The 16,902-nt window shown below is 63.0% G+C and carries 11 protein-coding genes; 6 read left to right on the top strand and 5 right to left on the bottom strand.

Annotation, left to right across the window (positions count from 1 at the left end):
- Positions 1–23: 23 nt before the first annotated feature.
- Genes IAE77_RS20920 through IAE77_RS20910 form a run of 3 tightly spaced genes read left to right on the top strand, consistent with a single transcriptional unit; the run spans position 24 to position 5,347 of the window.
- On the top strand, positions 24–1,313 hold the full coding sequence (locus IAE77_RS20920) for a hypothetical protein (protein ID WP_294230996.1): 1,290 nt from the start codon (positions 24–26) through the stop codon (positions 1,311–1,313).
- Positions 1,314–1,335: 22 nt separating this feature from the next.
- Positions 1,336–2,202, top strand: a complete 867-nt coding sequence (locus tag IAE77_RS20915) for an alpha/beta hydrolase (RefSeq protein ID WP_294230995.1) — start codon at positions 1,336–1,338, stop codon at positions 2,200–2,202.
- Between the two features lie 4 nt (positions 2,203–2,206).
- On the top strand, positions 2,207–5,347 hold the full coding sequence (locus tag IAE77_RS20910) for a PAS domain S-box protein (RefSeq protein WP_294230993.1): 3,141 nt from the start codon (positions 2,207–2,209) through the stop codon (positions 5,345–5,347).
- On the opposite strand, the gene IAE77_RS20905 is transcribed toward IAE77_RS20910, so the two are convergent.
- Together IAE77_RS20905 and IAE77_RS20900 are read right to left on the bottom strand one after the other, a co-directional pair.
- Complete coding sequence (locus IAE77_RS20905; protein WP_294230990.1) at positions 5,348–8,356, bottom strand: PSD1 and planctomycete cytochrome C domain-containing protein; 3,009 nt, start codon at positions 8,354–8,356, stop codon at positions 5,348–5,350.
- Positions 8,357–8,409: 53 nt separating this feature from the next.
- Positions 8,410–9,213, bottom strand: coding sequence for an alpha/beta hydrolase (locus tag IAE77_RS20900; protein ID WP_294230988.1), 804 nt, complete (start codon positions 9,211–9,213; stop codon positions 8,410–8,412).
- A 128-nt stretch (positions 9,214–9,341) separates the two neighbouring features.
- Here IAE77_RS20900 and IAE77_RS20895 point away from each other — a divergent pair, with 128 nt between their 5' ends.
- A complete protein-coding gene (locus IAE77_RS20895) occupies positions 9,342–10,616 on the top strand; it encodes an HlyD family efflux transporter periplasmic adaptor subunit (protein ID WP_294230986.1) in 1,275 nt (424 codons plus the stop codon).
- A gap of 67 nt (positions 10,617–10,683) precedes the next feature.
- Here IAE77_RS20895 and IAE77_RS20890 read toward each other — a convergent pair whose 3' ends face one another.
- Positions 10,684–12,024: a Gfo/Idh/MocA family oxidoreductase gene (locus IAE77_RS20890; RefSeq protein ID WP_294230984.1), complete on the bottom strand. Its 1,341-nt coding sequence runs from the start codon at positions 12,022–12,024 to the stop codon at positions 10,684–10,686.
- An 87-nt stretch (positions 12,025–12,111) separates the two neighbouring features.
- Here IAE77_RS20890 and gmk point away from each other — a divergent pair, with 87 nt between their 5' ends.
- Positions 12,112–12,717, top strand: coding sequence for a guanylate kinase (gene gmk / locus IAE77_RS20885; protein ID WP_294230982.1), 606 nt, complete (start codon positions 12,112–12,114; stop codon positions 12,715–12,717).
- 29 nt (positions 12,718–12,746) lie between these two features.
- Here the strand turns inward: gmk and IAE77_RS20880 are convergent, their stop codons facing one another.
- Positions 12,747–12,992: a hypothetical protein gene (locus tag IAE77_RS20880; RefSeq protein ID WP_294230980.1), complete on the bottom strand. Its 246-nt coding sequence runs from the start codon at positions 12,990–12,992 to the stop codon at positions 12,747–12,749.
- A gap of 141 nt (positions 12,993–13,133) precedes the next feature.
- On the bottom strand, positions 13,134–14,546 hold the full coding sequence (locus IAE77_RS20875; protein WP_294230978.1) for a sulfatase-like hydrolase/transferase: 1,413 nt from the start codon (positions 14,544–14,546) through the stop codon (positions 13,134–13,136).
- Positions 14,547–14,680: 134 nt separating this feature from the next.
- Here IAE77_RS20875 and IAE77_RS20870 point away from each other — a divergent pair.
- Positions 14,681–16,902, top strand: a 2,222-nt coding sequence (locus IAE77_RS20870) for a M48 family metallopeptidase (RefSeq protein ID WP_294230976.1), incomplete at its 3' end; no start/stop codon positions are given.

The following is a 16,902-nucleotide window of genomic DNA, read 5'->3' as shown; positions in this document are numbered from 1 at the left end:
CCTGCCCGCTGTCTTTGCACGTAATGTCCGCACCCGCCGCCGAATCCATCTCCCACATCCGCGCCTCGTTTCCTGAGCAAGGTTTCTTCCAGGACAAGGAGTGGGTGCTGTCGCCGGAGGCGTTTGCGCTGGATGCGGCGACGGTGGAGTTGATTCGCTCGCTTGGACCGGCGCTACGGGCGTTTCAGCGTGCGTGCAATCGTTTGTATTTCGATGAAGCGCATCCGTGGGTGGCGAATCTGCTGGATCAGGGCAAGCCGCAGCGCGTCATCGAACTCGGACGCCATCCGCGCTGGCATGACGATCTGCCGCGCGTGTTGCGGCCAGATTTGGTGCTGACAGAAACGGGTGTGAGCATTTCGGAACTGGATTCGTTGCCCGGCGGCATCGGTTTGACGGCGTGGCTGAACGAAACGTATGCGGCGCTGGATCAAAACGTGATCGGCGGTCCTGCGGGCATGATTGATGGTTTTGCGGCGGCGTTTCCAAGTGAAGACATCCTGATATCGCGTGAATCCGGCGATTACCTGCCGGAGATGAGCTGGCTGGCGGATCGGCTGGGGCGCCGGGTGCTGCGTCCGTGGGAGGTTGCGCCGTACGAACTGAATGGCACTGCGATTTACCGCTTCTTCGAGCTGTTTGACCTGGCGAACGTCGAGAATGCCGATGTGATGCTCCGCATGGCCGAACGCGGCGAATTGAGCTTCACACCGCCGATCAAAGCCTTCCTCGAAGAGAAACTGTGGCTCGCATTATTCTGGTCGCCTGCTTTGGAGGATTTCTGGAACCGCGAACTGCGAACCGAGCACCGAGAACTGTTAAAGAAATGCATCCCCATGGGCTGGGTGGTCGATCCGGTGCCGCTGCCGCCGTTCGCGGTGTGGCCGAAGCTGGACATCCAGAGCTGGCATGAGATGAAATCGTTCGGCGGCAAGCAGCGGCAGCTCGTTTTGAAGATCAGCGGCTTCTCGGAGCGCGGTTGGGGCTCGCGTGGCGTGTTCATCGGTCACGACTTGTCGCAGGAGCAGTGGAGCGCCGCTATTGACGAAGCGCTGGCGAGTTTTCCGACGAATCCATTCGTGTTGCAGGAGTTTCATCGCGCGAAAGTGGTCACGCATCCGGCCTGGGATGAGGAAAAGCAGGCCACGCGGGCGATGCAGAGCCGGGTGCGGCTGTGTCCGTATTATTTTGCCACGTCGGAAGCGGACGATGATCTGGCGCTGGGCGGGGTGCTGGCCACGGTGTGCCCCGCCGACAAAAAAATCCTACACGGGATGCGGGATGCGATGATGCTTCCTTGCACTGCGCGGTGATTTCCGCTCCAATTGGGGAGTCATGAAGTTGATTCCAGCCTTCCTCCTCGTCTCGTCGTCCCTTTTTGCCGCTGAACCGATCGTGGTGAAGCTGTGGCCCGGTGGTGCTCCTGAAAAGCCGGGAGTGAAGATCGAGGCGGAGAAGGAGATGCCGCGGAAGAACGCCGAGGATGTGATGCGCATCACGAATGTCACGGAGCCGATGATCACGGTGTTCAAGCCGGAGAATCCGAACGGCACGGCGGTGCTGGTGTGCCCCGGCGGCGGCTACAGCATCCTGGCTTATGAGCATGAGGGCTCACAGGTGTGCGAGTTTCTGAACAAGCACGGCGTGACGGGCATCTTGCTCAAATACCGCGTGCCGAAGCGTGATCCGAATGATCCGGGCCGCGAAGCGTTGCAGGACGCTCAGCGTGCGATGGGCGTGATCCGGCATCATGCGGCCGACTGGGGGCTCAAACCGGACCGCATCGGCATTCTGGGCTTCTCCGCCGGCGGTCATCTCACGGTGATGACCTCGCTGCATGCGAATGACCGCACCTACACGACCGATCCGGCCCTTGATGTGGATGACGCGACGCCGAACTTCGCGATTCCGGTCTATCCGGCGTATCTCGTGAGCAAGGAGGAGCCGACAAAGCTGCTGCCGGGTTTCGAAGTGAACGCGAAGGCACCGCCGATGTGCTTTGTGCATGCGAATGACGATCCCTGGCCAGCCAGCGGCAGCGCCTTGCTTTATCTGGAATACAAAAAGCGCGGGATTCCGGCCGAACTGCACATCTATGCCAAAGGCGGGCACGGTTTTGGCATGCGCAAGAGCGGCGGACCGGTGAACGACTGGCCGGACCGCGTGGCGGAGTGGATGAAGGCGATGGGTTACATTCCGTGAGGCCATGAGCGCGCGTCCTTCCCCGTCTGCCGCTGACTCAAGGCCAGCGCAGGACCACCATCGGGTGGTGGTGGAGGACCTGACGGAGACGATCTGCCGCATCCGTCCGGACGGCACCTTCACCTACGTGAACGAGGTGTTCTGCCGCTTTTTCGGGAAGAAGCAGGAGGAGTTGCTGGGCCAGTGCTGGCACCCCGTGGCGGTGGCAGAGGACCTGCCGATGATCGAGGACAAGCTGCGGCTGATCACGCCGCAGAATCCGGTGGTGGTGATCGAGAACCGGGTTCACAACGCGCAGGGGACCGCCTGTTGGATGCAGTTCGTGAACCGCGGGCTGTTCGATGATGCAGGCAGCCTCGTGGAGATGCAGTCCGTGGGGCGGGACATCACGGAACGTGTGCTGGCTGAGGCAAAGCTGCGGGAGAACCAGCAGCGCTGGCGCTTTGCGCTGGAGAGCTCCGGCTTCGGCATGTGGGACTGGGACATCACCACGAACCAGACCTTCTTCTCCCGGCAGTGGAAGGCGATGCTTGGTTACGAGGACGAATTAGAAGTGGCCAACACCTTTGACGGCTGGCAGCGGCTGATCCACCCGGACGATGTGAAGATCGTGGAGAAGGCGATCGAAGGCCATCTCAAGGGCTGGAAAAAGGACTATGCGGTGGAGTTCCGCATGCGGTGCAAGGACAGCACGTGGAAGTGGGTGCGCAGCCGCGGGCAGGTGATCGAGCGTGACGAAAATGGAAAGCCGGTGCGCATGACCGGCACGCACGTGGACATCTCCAAAAGGAAGGAGGCCGAGGAACGGGAGGCTTCGAGCTTGAAGCTGGTGGCGGAAGGTGCGCCGGCCTCGGCAGTGCTTGAGGCCATCGTGTTGAACGTCGAGGCCACGTATCCGGGCATGCGGTGCAGTGTGATGCTGGTCGATGGCACGGGCTTGCGCCTGAAGATCAAAACCGCGCCGCGCCTGCCAGAGTTCGTCAGAAAGGCCATCGACGACATGGAGATCGGCCCGGGTGCCGCGTGCTGTGGCGCGGCGGCGTATTCAGCCAGCCGCACGATCTGTCACGACGTGCTGCAGGACCCGCGCATGGAGGCGTTTCACAAGCTGGCGGCGAAGGCGAAACTGCGCGCATGCTGGTCGGAGCCGATCGTCAGCAGCCAGGGAACGGTGCTGGGCACGCTGGCCTGCTACCGCCAGGAGGTGCATCACCCTTCGCCATCCGAGATTCTCAATGTGTCGAACGCGGCACGCCTGGCCGCCGTGGCGATCGAGCGTGAGTGGAAGGAGCAGGCGCTGCTCATCAGCGAGCAGCGCTACGCCCGCGCCCTGCGCGGCACCACCGACGGCCTCTGGGACTGGAACATCCTGACAGGTGATGTTTATCTCTCCCCACGGTGGAAGCTGATGCTCGGCTATGAGGAGAATGACCTGGCGGACGGCCGGGATGATTTCTTCATGGCCCGCCTGCATCCCGATGACGTGCTGAAGGTGCAGGCCGCACGGCAGGCCCATTTCGAGCACGCAACGCCTTACCAGGTCGAGTTCCGGCTCAGGACCAAAAGCGGGAGCTTCAAGTGGTTGCTCGCGCGCGGACAGGCGGAATGGAACGAAAACGGCGTGGCCGTGCGCATGACCGGCACCATCTCGGACATCAGCAGCCGCAAGGTGGCTGAACGAGCGCTGGAGGCGAGCGAGCGCCGGTTCCGCACCATCTTTGAGCAGGCAGCGGTGGGCATCGCGGTGATCGACACCTCGAGCGGCCGCTTCGTCAGCGTGAACCAGCGCATGTGCGAGATCAACCGCCGCTCGCGCGAGGACATGCTGCGGCTGACCTTCATGGATGTGACCTACGCGGATGATCTCCAGGAGGACATCGACCGCATGGAGGATCTGAAGGCCGGGCGGATCGGCAGCTTCAACATGGAGAAGCGCAACATCGCCCCGGATGGCAGTCTCACGTGGGTGAATCTCACCGTGGCGCCGATGTGGGTTCCGGGCGAGCCGCCGCTGCGGCACATTGCCGTGGCAGAGGACATCACCACGCGAAAAGAGGCGGAAAAGAATTACCTGCGCGAGCTGGCCTACAACCAGGCCCTCGTGGACCACACCGCCGCCTTGATCGTCGTGATGAACGTGGAAGGCCGCTTCGTGCGCGGCAACGCCGCGTTTTTTAGCAGCATGGGCTACATGGAGGACGAAGTGATCGGCCGGACGCCGTGGGAGGTCGGATTGATGGATCCGAAGGGGATCGCACGCTCGAAGGAGCGCTTCGGCCGCCTGCTGCGGGGCGAGGACAATCCGGCCACCGACGTGCGGCTGCGCACCAAGAGCGGTGAGTGGCGCACGGTGGAGCTGCGCAGCACCTCCACCCGCAATCCCGACGGCACTCCGGACCGCATCGTCATCACCGGAACGGATGTGACCGAGCGCAACCGCCTGCAACGTGAGGTGCTGCGCGTCATCGAGCAGGAGCAGGCGCGTGTGGGCCACGACCTGCATGATGGCGTGGGACAGACGATGACAGGCATCCTCGTGCTGCTGGACGCGTTGGAGGCTGACGTGACCGGCGGGACGCGGGAACAGGTGGTCCGCATCCATGAATTGATGATGCAGTCCGTGGCGGAGGTCAGGCGCATGTCCCACGGACTTTCTCCGACCAGTGTCAAATATCGCGGCATCACCGGCGCCCTGCAGCTTCTCGCGGAAACGGTGCGCACCAACTTCCGCACGCCGTGCGAATGCCACATCGACAACGGCATCGCACTGGGCAGCGAGGAAAAGGAAGGGCACCTGTTCCGCATCGCCCAGGAGGCGGTGAACAACGCGCTTCGTCATGGCAAACCGACGCTGGTGAAGCTTTCGCTGCGCCGGATCAGGCCGGACGAGTGTGAACTGCGCGTGGAGGACAACGGTCGCGGGCTGAAGAAGAAAAAAAACGGCCGGATCGGCGCGCACGGCATCGGCATGCAGGTGATGGATTACCGTGCGAACCTGATCGGCGGCCGTCTCAAGATCGAAAACCTGCCCCGGCGGGGCGTGGTCATCACCTGCCACATCGAATGCGAGCCTGAAAAGAAGCGCAAAGCACCGACTGGCAAAAAGACGGCCGGCAAGACGCCGAAGCGTAAGAAGAGCTCCTGATCACTCGCGGGTGATCAGTTCGTCGAGATTGAGGACGATTCGTGCGGTCGCCACCCAGGCGGCATTCTCCGCCGCAGGCATGTTTGGAACGGCGTGGGTGCCGGGCGCTGCTTTCACCTCGTCTGCCGGGCTGTTTTGGTAGGTGTAGCGGGATTCTTCGAGAAGCTTCTTCAAGGCGGTGATCTCTTGGGACGATGGCGGACGCGACACACAGACGCGGAAGGCCCGCGTGAGACGGGAATCATCGTCAGTGAGCGTGGCATCGCTCAGCACGCGTTTCGCGAGCGCCTGCGCGGCTTCGGCGAAGGCCTCGGCGTTCAGCGTGGTGAGTGCCTGCAACGGCGTGTTCGACACCGTGCGCCGCACGTTGGTCACATTGGCATCCGGGCAGTCAAACGTGGTCAGGTCCGGATGCGGGGCGGTGCGTTTGAAGAAGGTGTACATGCCGCGTCGGTAGCGGTCTTCGCCCTTGCTTGTGGCCCATTTGAAGTTGCCCGCGTAGCTCAGCGCATCAATGCCCTCGGGAATCGGCGGGAAGACGCTGGGGCCGCCGATCTTCGCTGAAAGCAGGCCGCTGGCGGCAAGGTAGAGGTCACGCACGATCTCGCCATCGACACGCAGGCGGTTCTGACGCCACAGGAGGTGGTTTTTGGGATCGATCTCCGCGACTTTGGCTGGCAGGCTGGCCGGTGTGGCGCTGCTCTGGCGATACGTGGCCGACATCATGATCGTCTTGAGGATCTTCTTCCGGCTCCAGCCTTGTTTCATGAATTCATCGGCCAGCCAGTCGAGCAGTTCGGGATGCGTGGGCGGTTCACCACGCACACCGAAGTCGGCGACGGTGTGAACGAGTCCTTCGCCGAACAAACGCGTCCAGAAGTGGTTCACCGTGACGCGGGGCGTGAGTGGATGGCTCTTGCTGACCAGCCAGCGGGCCAGATCGAGCCGCGTGTTGCCTTTCACCGGCGGCAGCGTCGCCAATGTGGCCGCTGTGACTTCATCGGCGGGTTGCAGGAAGTCGCCGCGATGCAGCAGGTTTGTTTTGCGCGGGTTGGTGGTCCTTTGGGCGATCACACGCACGTCCATGAGCGGCGGCTTGGGCAGCCGGGCCTCGGCTTGCTTCAAGGCGGTGTCCGCAGCGACAACCTCAGGATCGACTTTTGCCATCCAGTCCCACAGCGGCTGGATCACGACCGGATTCCGGCGTTTCGGCTCTTCGCCGAGAATCTTCCGCACTGCTTCCGGTGCGATGCTGTCCTCCGTCTCCTCGCTGGCGGCCAGCAGGCGCAGATGTCCGAGGGTGTGGCCGAGTTGCTTGTAGTTTTGCTCCAGTTCGATCACGAGCGTCTCATCTGGCTTCAACGTGACCGGTTCGGCGAATTGCAGCGTGAGCGTGTGCTTCTTTCCCGTGCCTCCGGAAATGGCCCAGCCGGTTTGATCATCCGCATCCAGCACCTTGTCCGCCGTGAAGGTCTTCTGCTCGAAGTCAGCTTTCGGTGAATGAAGAACAAGTTCGCGGCTCGTCTTGCCGCGTTCCAGCGTGGCGGACGCTTTCGTGAGCACAAAATTGCCGTTCGCATTCAAACCCGGCCCCTTGGAAGGCAGCGAGGCATCCGGCAGCACCTCGATTTGCAGTGCGGTGACCGGTTTCGTGTGGCCGCTGATGCTCAGGGTGTAGCTGTCGGTTTTGGGCGTCTTGTTATCGGCCAGGAGCGATCCATCGGGCAGTTGTTTGAGCTTCGCGGTCTTCGCCGTGGCTGTCGCCACTGCGACGGATTCGAATTTTTGCGCCGCCTTGGTTGCGGCGGCCTTCGCGAGTCGTTCTTTGACCGTTTTCTCCCACTCCGGCAGTTTCACTGGCAGTTCCGCTTTGGCGGCGTCGAGAGCTTTGCGCAGCGGAATGAGCTTCTTCACCGCGTCTCCGTTCTTCTGCTCGTATTCGGCCCAGGCCTCAGGCGAACTGGGCACCTGGCGGTTCACTTCGTCGCCGTTGTTGAAGTAGGCGAAGAGCTGGTAGTACTCCTTCTGCGTGATCTGGTCGTATTTGTGCGTGTGGCAGCGTGCACAGCCCACGGTGAGGCCCAGCCACACGGTGCCGAGTGTCTCGGTGCGGTCCATGCAGGCCTCGATGCGGAATTGTTCCTGGTCGGTGCCGCCTTCGGTGTTGGTCAGCGTCTGGCGGTTGAATGCCGTTGCCACGATCTGCTCCGGCCTAGCATCCGGGAGCAGGTCGCCGGCGAGTTGTTCGATCGTGAATTGATCGAAGGGCATGTCGTTGTTGATCGCGCGGACCACCCAGTCGCGAAAACGCCACGCATCGGGACGCGGCCGGTCTTTCTCATACCCATCGCTGTCGGCGTAACGCGCCATGTCCAGCCAGTGGCGGCCCCAGCGCTCGCCGAATCGTTCGGAGGCAAACGCACGGTCGAGCATCGCCTCGTAGGCTTTGGGAGACTGATCGTTCACGAATGCATCGACCTCTTCGATGCTGGGCGGCAGGCCGAGCAGATCGTAATGCACGCGCCGAATGAGCGTGGTGCGATCGGCCTCCGGGGAAGGGGAGATGCCGTTCTCAGCCAGCTTGGCGCGGATGAATTCGTCGATGCCGCCGGTTTGGGGGCGCACGATGGGTTTGTAGGCCCAATGCGCTTCGAATTTGGCTCCTTCGGCGATCCATTTCCGCAGAACCTCGATGTCTCGCGCTTTGACGGGGTGCTTGGCGCGATGCTTTGGCGGCGGCATCTGCTCGTCAGGATCGGTGGAGGCGATTCGGGCGATCAATTCGCTCTGGTCCGGCTTACCAGGCACAATGCCATGCGCGCCGCTTTTAAGCGCCTTGAGAGCAAGCTCGCGGCTGGTGAGCACGAGTCCGCCCTTCGAATCATCCGGGCCATGGCATTCGAGGCAATGTTCCGCCAGGAGTGGCTGCACATCCCGCACGAAATCGACGGGCGCTGCGTGGACGGTGGCGGCGGTGAAAAGTGCGAGGCTGGAACGCAAAACGGGCATGCAGGCTAAACGCCGCATGCCCGTCTCGTGTTGCGCTGGGGCGCATCAGAGGATCAATGCTTCAGCAGCCACTCCGTCGTGCGCGGATTGAAGTCGCCCATCTGTTCCCAGTGGAAGGCGTGGCCGGCGTTGTCGTAGAGGTGGAGATCGGCGCCGGGGATGGCGGCGGCGACTTCCTCGCTCATCCATTTCGGCGTGAAGGCGTCGTCCTTGCCGCCGATGACGAGGGTGGGGCACTTTACGTTCTTGAGTTCGTTGAGCGTGTTGTGCGTGATGGCGGCGGCGCTTTGGGCCTCCATTGCATGCACCGGCTGTGGCGCGGGATTGGTGGCAGCGTCCTTCAGGCCCTGCTGCATGTTGTTCCAGCAGTCATCGTTGTCGAACCAGGGCTTGGTGAAGATGAGCATCTGCACGTAGTGCATGAAATCTTCCGGACGCATGGTGGCCTTGCACTTCATGAGGTGCTGCCAGGTGTAGAGGCCGAAGCGGTCCTGCCGCGCCCAGGTACACATGAGGATCATGCTTTTCACCTTGTCGGGATGACGCAGCGCGAGCTGCTGGGCGATCACCGAGCCGAGCGAACAGCCGACGACGCGCGCCTGCTTGATGTCGAGCTTGTCCATGAGACCGGCGTAGTCGTCGGCCATCATCGCAGTCGTGTAAGGGCCGACGGGCTTGTCGGTCTCGCCCACGCCGCGGTTGTCGCCAAGGATGCAGCGGAAGTGCTTCTCCCAGGCCTGCGCATGCGCGTCCCACACGCCGCCGGGGGCGGTGACGCCCATGATGCAGACGAGCGGATCACCGCTGCCGCGTTCCTGATAAAACATTTTGATTCCGTTGGTTTCGACGTGGGGCATGGGAGTGTGACGTTGGAGGGTTGGAGAATGGGGATGATGGAGAGCGGCGATTTGAGCAGGGACGTGCAAAAGCAACAAGCAAAAATCACCTGTGGTCTCCTCAAGTTGACGCATAATGCGAAAACGCCATGTCTGAAGCCGCCACTGTCCCCCAACAAGCCGCCGTCCCGCCATGGGAGGCCAAACGTCCGCCCGCCCGACGCAGCCTGCCCCGCAAGGTCGTGTTCTGGTCCCTGGTGATGCTGCTGGTGCTGGCGATCTACTATGCGCTGCAACCTCGGCCGGTGGAGGTGGAGATCGGCGTGGTGCGGAAGGGGCCGCTGACCGTGTTCGTCTCCGAGGAGGGAAAGACGCGCATCCGCAACCGCTACGTGGTGGCCGCGCCAGTCGCCGGCAGCATGCAGCGCGTGATTTTGAAGCCGGGAGACAAGGTGGAGAGCGGCAAGACCGTGATCACACGCATCGAACCCGGGCTGGCACCGCTCCTTGACACCCGCGCACGCACCCAGGCGCAGGCCCAGGTGGATGCGGCGATGGCGGCCCGCGGCCGCGCGAATGAAAACATCGAGATGGCACGCACGGGCCTCAAATACGCGCAGGCAAACTGGGACCGTGTGAAGAACAACACCGACCAGGGCACCATCAGCGCCACCGACCGCGACACCTTCGAGCGCGAGGCGGAGCTGAAGGCCCGCGAGGTGCGCTCGGCAGAGTTTGCACTGCAGGTCGCCGATTTTGAACTCGCTCAGGCAAAGGCCGCCCTGCTGCAGATCGAGAAACCAGGTGAAGGGGGCTCCTCCATCGAGGTCACATCGCCGGTCAGTGGTGTCGTGCTGCGGGTGCTTCAGGAAAGCGCCACCATCGTGACGCCCGGCACGCCGATCCTGGAGGTGGGCGACCCAACCGACCTGGAGATCGAGGCTGAAATCCTTTCCCGCGATGCCGTGGCGATCCAGCCGGGCGCGGAGGTGACCGTGGAGCAATGGGGGGGCGAGGCACCGGCCAAGGCGCGTGTGCGCCGCATCGAACCCGCCGCCTTCACCAAGGTGTCGGCGCTGGGCGTGGAGGAGCAGCGCGTGCTGGTGCTGAGTGATTTCGTGGGCCAGGTGCCCGGATTGAAGGCGCTGGGAGATCGCTACCGCGTGGAGGTGCGAGTGGCCGTTTGGCACAGCGATGACACGCTGCTGGTGCCAGCCGGGGCGTTGTTCCGCGAAGGCAGCGAGTGGAAAACCTTCCTCTTCAACCACGGCAACGCCAAGGTGGTCACCGTGAAGGCCGGTCGCACTGACGGAAAGCTCACCCAGGTGCTGGAAGGATTGAAAGCCGGTGACGAAGTGCTGATGCATCCGCCGGACACCGTGAAGGACGGCAGCGATGTCGTGAAGCGGTACGAGGTGAAATGAAAAAAGGCGGCCCCTTGCGAGGCCGCCTTCGAAGACATGGGGCGAACGAGAGCGTCCGCGCTCCTCATCACACTTTCCACTCGCCGCGATAGTCGCGGGTGAGCCACTTGTCGTCACCGCCGCTGATGAATTTGTGCTCGGTGGGGTTCCATTTGATGTTGGCTCCGTGCCAATAGCCGAAGTTCATCAGATGGCAGGCGATGGCGCTGCTGGCTCCGACGCCGGCATGGCAGATGGGTTGCTTGCGGCTCTTCATGCACGCGACGAAGTCGCCAATCTGGTCCTTGCTTTCATAGAGCGAGACCTTCTTGTCCTTGAGAAAGTCACGGTCGGCGAGGGCGACTTCGCGATCGACGGAAGTGCCCGCTGATTTATCCTTGCCGTGGAAGGCGTGCACTTCTTTGCCGCCGAGGCTGAGGGCAAATTTGCCGCGTCCGACGTTCACCTCGCCCTCAGTGCCGTGAAAGGTGCAGCCGTGGCTGCCTTCGGCATGCGTCAGCACCGCGCCGCTGGCGTAGATGAGCTGGCAGCCACGCTTGGCGTTCTGGTAATCGCCAGGCGCTTTGACCTCGACCGGGCCGTTTTCATCCATGCCGAGGCCCCACTGGGCGATGTCGATGTGATGCGCACCCCAGTCGGTGATCATGCCGCCGCCAAATTCGCGGGTCTTGCGCCAGTTCGGGAAGGTGGTGCTTTCGCCGATGGGGCAGAGTTCGTGGTTGAAGGGCACGAGCGGAGCCGGACCGCACCACATGTCCCAGTCGAGACCTTCCGGCTTCGGCTCTTCGGGATACGCGTTCGGTTTGGCGGGATCGCCGATGGAGATGGTGATGCGCTCGACCTTGCCGATGACGCCGTTGCGCACCAGTTCGCAGGCAATGCGGAACTCCTTGCTGGACCGCTGCATGGAGCCGGTCTGGAGCACGCGGTTGTGCTTCTTCACAGTTTCCACCACGGAGACGGCCTCGTGGATGTTGTGCGTGAGCGGCTTCTCACAATACACGTCCTTGCCGTGGCTCAGGGCGCTGTTCGTGATGACCGCATGCCAGTGGTCCGGCGTGGCGATGCACACGGCGTCGATGTCCGCACGTTCGGTGATTTTGCGGAAGTCACCGGTGGTTTCGCAGGGCTTGGCGTTGCCTCCGTTCTTCGCGTAGTGGTCGTCCACCTTCTTTTTGTAGAGATCGCGGCGCACGTCATACACATCGCAGACGGCGACGACTTCAATGTCAGGATACTGGAGGAATTTGCTGATCAGGCCGCCCATCTGCTTGCCGAGGCCGATGAAGCCCATGCGGATCTTGCCATTGGCCGATTGCGACCAGACGCGGGACGGAAGGATGAAGGGGGCGGAGACGCCGGCGGCGGCTGCGCGGAGGAAATGACGACGTGAGGATGCGGTTTGCATGGTGATTAGGTGGGGGCGGAGGGTGGACCATTACTCGCGTTCTGCCAAGTCTCTTGCACTCACGGCAGGCGTGGCTATCCGGCAGGGATGCAGCTTACCAATCAGCGCCTCGGCCAGTTGATCATCGTTTCCGGCCCCTCAGGCACCGGCAAGACGACCCTGGCGCGCAAAGTCTGCGACCGTGGCGAGGCCGTTTTCTCCGTTTCCTGCACCACTCGCGCCCCGCGACCCGGGGAGGTGGATGGAAAAGATTACTTCTTCCTCACCGAGGCCGATTTCCTCGCCCGCGTGGAGCGTGGGGAGCTGTTTGAACACGCCCGAGTCCACGGCCGGCTCTACGGCACCCTGAAAAGCTACGTGTATGAGAATCTGCAGCGCGGCATGGACGTCATCATGGACATCGACGTGCAAGGCGCCGCCCAGGTGCGTGCCTGCGGCGACGAACTCGTGAAACGCTGCCTGCTCGACATCTTTGTGATGCCCCCAAGCATCGACGAACTGCGCAGCCGCCTCTCCGGCCGCGCCACGGAGGACGTGGCGGCGTTTGAACTCCGCATGCTCAATGCCGCCGCCGAAATGGAGCACTGGAGCGCCTACGGCTATGTTTTGATCAGCGGCTCACGCGAGGACGATGCCCGTCGCTTTGACGCGCTCCTCGAAGCGGGGCGGATGAGGACGAGTTTGAGGGAATGACGAATGACGGGACGAGCCCGCGCACTTCCTCATTCCTTATCCCCTTCCGCCACCACACCTGGAGCCCTTGGCTTCCGCCACAGGTGGTCCCAGGCGGTGTGCAGCCCTTCCTCGGCCAGGGCGGTGAGGTTCAGCGTCGTGCGTCCGGTGGCCGTCTTTAAATCCGCATGCCACGCCTCCACCACCGCCGACAGGCTGGCAGCAGCTTGCTCTTGATCGACTTCCCTGGGAAAGCCCTGTCGCAGGTGTGTTTCGGCGGGACATTCAAGAATCATCGGACCGCCAGCGATGAATCAGACCCACCATCCTTCAAGTCGGCCCTCCCACTGAGCGGATCATGAGGCATCACGTCCGGTTGATTGAAGCTTCTTCCAAATCTCGCAGCTCAAGATGCGCATGGCAGCATGTGAATTGGCTCAATCCGTGTGCCGCTTGGCCTTGGAGCCGCCGCCTTTCCAGAGGTCGTATTTCGGATCGGCGTAGGTGGCGAAGAAGGTGTCGAGTTGCTTGGCGAGGCCGGCTTTGATGTCGTCGGTGCCGGGCTGGCCGAATTGATTGAAGCGTTCCTGCGGGTCGGTTTGCATGTCGTAGAGCTCGAAGGGGCCGTCGGGGAAGCGGGCGACGTATTTCCAGCGCTCGGTGCGGATGGCGCGGGTGGTTTCCATCTCATAGAAGATCGTGTGGTCCCAGTTGGTGAGTTTTTCACCCCGCAGGGCGGGGGAGAAGTCGCGACCGGGTGATTTGGGCTGTTGCGGCCTTTTGTCGGCGAAGCCGAGGTGGCTGAGGACGCTGGGCATGAAGTCGTAATTGCTCACGAGGGCATCGCAGGTCGTTCCGGCGGGGATGCGGCCCGGCTGGCGGAAAAGGAGCGGGATTTGCATCATCAGCTCATGCGCACCGGTCGGGCGGAAGTGGTCGCCCATGCCCCACATGCCGTTCTGGCCGCCCATCCAGCCTTGATCGGCGGCATAGACGACGAGGGTGTTCTCATCGACGCCGTTGGCTTTGAGCGCGGCCATGATTTCGCCCACGCCATCGTCCACGCCGGAGGTTTCGGCGGCGCAGCGTTCCATGGCGGTCTGGGTGTTGTGGAACTGCTTGTTCGCCCACTGCCAGGGGTGCATGGCGTCCCGGGGGAAACTGGTGAACGGCTTGCCTTTGTAGTAGGCCGCATGGCGGTTCTGCGGCGGATTCGTCATGAGCTTGCCGAGGTTGTAGGGGCCGTTGTAGGCCAGGAAGAGGAAGAAGGGCCGGGCCTTGTTCGCCTGGATGAATTCGATGCCCTTCCGGGTCCACAAATCGGTCGTGTAACCGGCTTCGGTGCGTAGCTGGCCGTTCTCTATTACCTTTTGATCGTAGAACTCCTGCGTGCTGCCGTCCGGCTTCGTCGTCCAGGTGGTGAAGCCTTCGCTGGGCGTCATGTTCGCGCCGAGGTGCCATTTGCCGCTCAAGCCGCAGGTGTAGCCGGCATCGCGCAGCACTTCGCCGAGGGAGGTGAATTCCTGCAGCGTGTTGTAGGCCTCCGGTCCCATCATGAACTTCGGATCGAGGAAGGAATGAACGCCATGCTGCGACGGGATGAGGCCGGTGAGGAAGGTGGCACGCGTCGGGGAGCAAACTGGGTTGCTGCTCAGCGCCCGGGTGAAGCGGAGGCCCTCGGCGGCCATCTGGTCGATGTGCGGGGTGCGGATGTCGGGGTTGCCGTAGCAGCCGAGGGTCCAGGCTCCCTGGTTGTCGGTCAGGATGAAGACCAGATTGACCGGTTTGGCCGCCTCAAGGGAGTTCATGGGAACGAGAAGGGTGGCGAGCAGGAGCAGGGCGTTGCGCATGGGCACAAAACGGCTTGAAAAACACCCGGATTGCGGCTCAAAACCTTGATTGACGATAATTAACTAGAATTACCATATCAAAGAAGGTTAATTAGTCCGCTTTGAGTCGCCTTCCCGGGCGGCTCTGCCTCCGCATGTCCGCTTCCACCCCATCGCCGAAACCTCCCAAGCCAGTGCGCATCGCACCGTGGCGCGGGCCGTTTCATTTCGGCCTGCTCGTGGTGTCAGCGCTCAGCTCGCTGGCGTTGCAATTGACCTACGTGCTGCTGGTCGTGGGCCTGTTCCTGGGCATGTGCTGGCAGGTTTACCACATCACCGGCAGCATGGCGCGGGTGGGGGTGTTTCAGTGGCGGATTGTGCTGGAGGCGCTGAAGTTTGCCTTCATGGGCGTGACCTGGGTGTTCATGCTCCGGCCCCTGCGCCCGAGGCCGAAACAGGCCGGGGTGGCCCTCCAGATCACCGCAGCCACGCAGCCGCAGCTCTTTGAGCTGATCCACACCCTGTGCTGGCACCTGCGGGCTCAGCCACCGACGCAGGTCTGGCTCGATACCACGATCTCGGTGCGCAGTTCGATGTTCGGCGGCTTGATCGGCATTTTGACCGGCCAGACGATGCTCCATCTCGGCCTGCCCGTCGTTTCCGTGATCACCGCCCGGGAGCTCGGCGGCCTGCTGGCGCATGAGCTCAGCCACAATGCCGGTGGTCTCGGCACCCTCTTTGTGCATGCCGTGCGTGAGATGAATGCCTGGTTCTTCCGGGCCGTGATGGAACGTGACGAGTGGGAGATGCATCTGCGCGAGAAGCCGAAGAAGGAATCCGACTGGCACCGGTTCTGGCGGCACGTCATCAGCGGCTGGATGTGGGCGGCGAAGATCCCCTTCATGGTCTTCGCCCTGGCCTCCCGGGCCGTCAGTGCGGTCACGCTCTGGCTGATCGGACGCTCGGCCAGGCGCTGCGGAGCAAACGTCATCGGTGGTGAGAGCTACGACCGCATGCAGCGGAAGCTCTCGCTGCTGGGCGCCGCGTGGAAGGCGGCGGAGCAGGAGATCCAGCGTGGCGTCGTGCAGCACCGGCTGCCGGAGAATCTCTCGCTGCTGATGGCCCGCCATGTCGCGGCGACGGCAAAGGCACGCGCGTCTTCCAAGCCGGAAACGGCAGCGCCACCGCCAGAATCTGCGCCGGCGGATGCCAGACCGCCGAAGGGTGCCGAAATCGTCGCCCATCTCTCGCCCTCGCAGCCTGCCGCCTCCGTGATGCGCCAGTTCGTCGATCTGTCGCGGCAGGTCACCTACTTCTACTACCAGCACGACCTTGGACTGAACCTGCACGAGCACCGCATGGTCGCGGACGAGGAGGTCATCCATCAAAACCGTCGCGAGGAGGAGTCGCTGCTCGTCATCCGCCGCTACTTCGGCGGTCTGGCGCATCCGGAGCGCGCCATGTGCGGCCTGGGCAGCACGCCGGTCACCTCCCCCGGGCGGGGCGAGCTGCAGCGCACCGTCCAGACGGTGCGCGAGGAGATCGTCCGGTGGGGCCCGCAGTTCAAAGTGGCGCTGCAGGAGTGGAACCAGGCCTGGCAGCGTCGTCGTGATCTGGAAGCCGCCGCCACGCTCAGCCTGGCCGGCTTTTCCGTATCCCGCATGCAATTCGGCACGGAGGACTCCAGCCCCGGCTCCCTGCGTGCCGAGGCCGCCCGGCAGCGCATGGTCATGGAGCACATGGAAGGCCCGCTCCAGGAGCGTGAACGGGTGCTGGAAAGCCGCTTCGCCGCCGCCCTCGGCATGCTGTGGTGGAGCGAGTCCGCCGACCTCAATCCCTGGCTGCGCAAACGCCGCGAGGATCTCGCCGCCTGGGTCACCATCTACGAGGCCATGGCCGGATCGCTGCCCTCCTTCCGCGAGCTGCTGACCACCTTCTTTGCCTTTCAGACCCTCGGCGCGAAGTTTGCCAATGTCGATGACCCCAGCTCCTTCCTCACCGCCTTGCAGTCCGTCGTGCCCAAGATGCTCAACCTTGTGCGCCAGATCGTCGGCACTCTGGATGGCGCTCCGTATCCCTTTGGCGAAGGCCGCCGCCGCTCGCTGAACGACCACCTGCTGCCCGCCCCGCTCCCCGAAATGCCCGGCGTCTCCATGACCTCGCTGGATGCCGCCAGCATGCGCAACATCGCCTTGAAGATGGCCTCGCAGGCCTCCGAGTGCATCGCGCCCTATGTCGATGCCTTCCTCGGTCTCTATCATCGCTCCTTTGCGTGGCTGGCGGAATCTGCGGAACGGACCGAGATGCACTTCATGGGCGCTCTCAATTTCGGCTCCGCCACGGAAATCCTGCTGCCCGACGAGTTCACCCTGCGCGA

Origin of the sequence: Prosthecobacter sp. (genome assembly GCF_014879935.1) — a bacterium.
In the GTDB taxonomy this organism is placed as follows: Bacteria; Verrucomicrobiota; Verrucomicrobiia; order Verrucomicrobiales; family Verrucomicrobiaceae; genus Prosthecobacter.
The sequence above is the reverse complement of the archived record's forward strand: the minus strand, read 5'-3'. Positions and strand labels throughout refer to the sequence as shown.

Coding starts and splice junctions, on each gene's coding strand:
- IAE77_RS20890 (WP_294230984.1), bottom strand. CDS start 12,024: ATGCAAACCGCATCCTCACGTCGTCATTTCCTCCGCGCAGCCGCCGCC.
- IAE77_RS20910 (WP_294230993.1), top strand. CDS start 2,207: ATGAGCGCGCGTCCTTCCCCGTCTGCCGCTGACTCAAGGCCAGCGCAG.
- IAE77_RS20905 (WP_294230990.1), bottom strand. CDS start 8,356: ATGCCCGTTTTGCGTTCCAGCCTCGCACTTTTCACCGCCGCCACCGTC.
- IAE77_RS20920 (WP_294230996.1), top strand. CDS start 24: ATGTCCGCACCCGCCGCCGAATCCATCTCCCACATCCGCGCCTCGTTT.
- gmk (WP_294230982.1), top strand. CDS start 12,112: ATGCAGCTTACCAATCAGCGCCTCGGCCAGTTGATCATCGTTTCCGGC.
- IAE77_RS20880 (WP_294230980.1), bottom strand. CDS start 12,992: ATGATTCTTGAATGTCCCGCCGAAACACACCTGCGACAGGGCTTTCCC.
- IAE77_RS20875 (WP_294230978.1), bottom strand. CDS start 14,546: ATGCGCAACGCCCTGCTCCTGCTCGCCACCCTTCTCGTTCCCATGAAC.
- IAE77_RS20915 (WP_294230995.1), top strand. CDS start 1,336: ATGAAGTTGATTCCAGCCTTCCTCCTCGTCTCGTCGTCCCTTTTTGCC.
- IAE77_RS20900 (WP_294230988.1), bottom strand. CDS start 9,213: ATGCCCCACGTCGAAACCAACGGAATCAAAATGTTTTATCAGGAACGC.
- IAE77_RS20895 (WP_294230986.1), top strand. CDS start 9,342: ATGTCTGAAGCCGCCACTGTCCCCCAACAAGCCGCCGTCCCGCCATGG.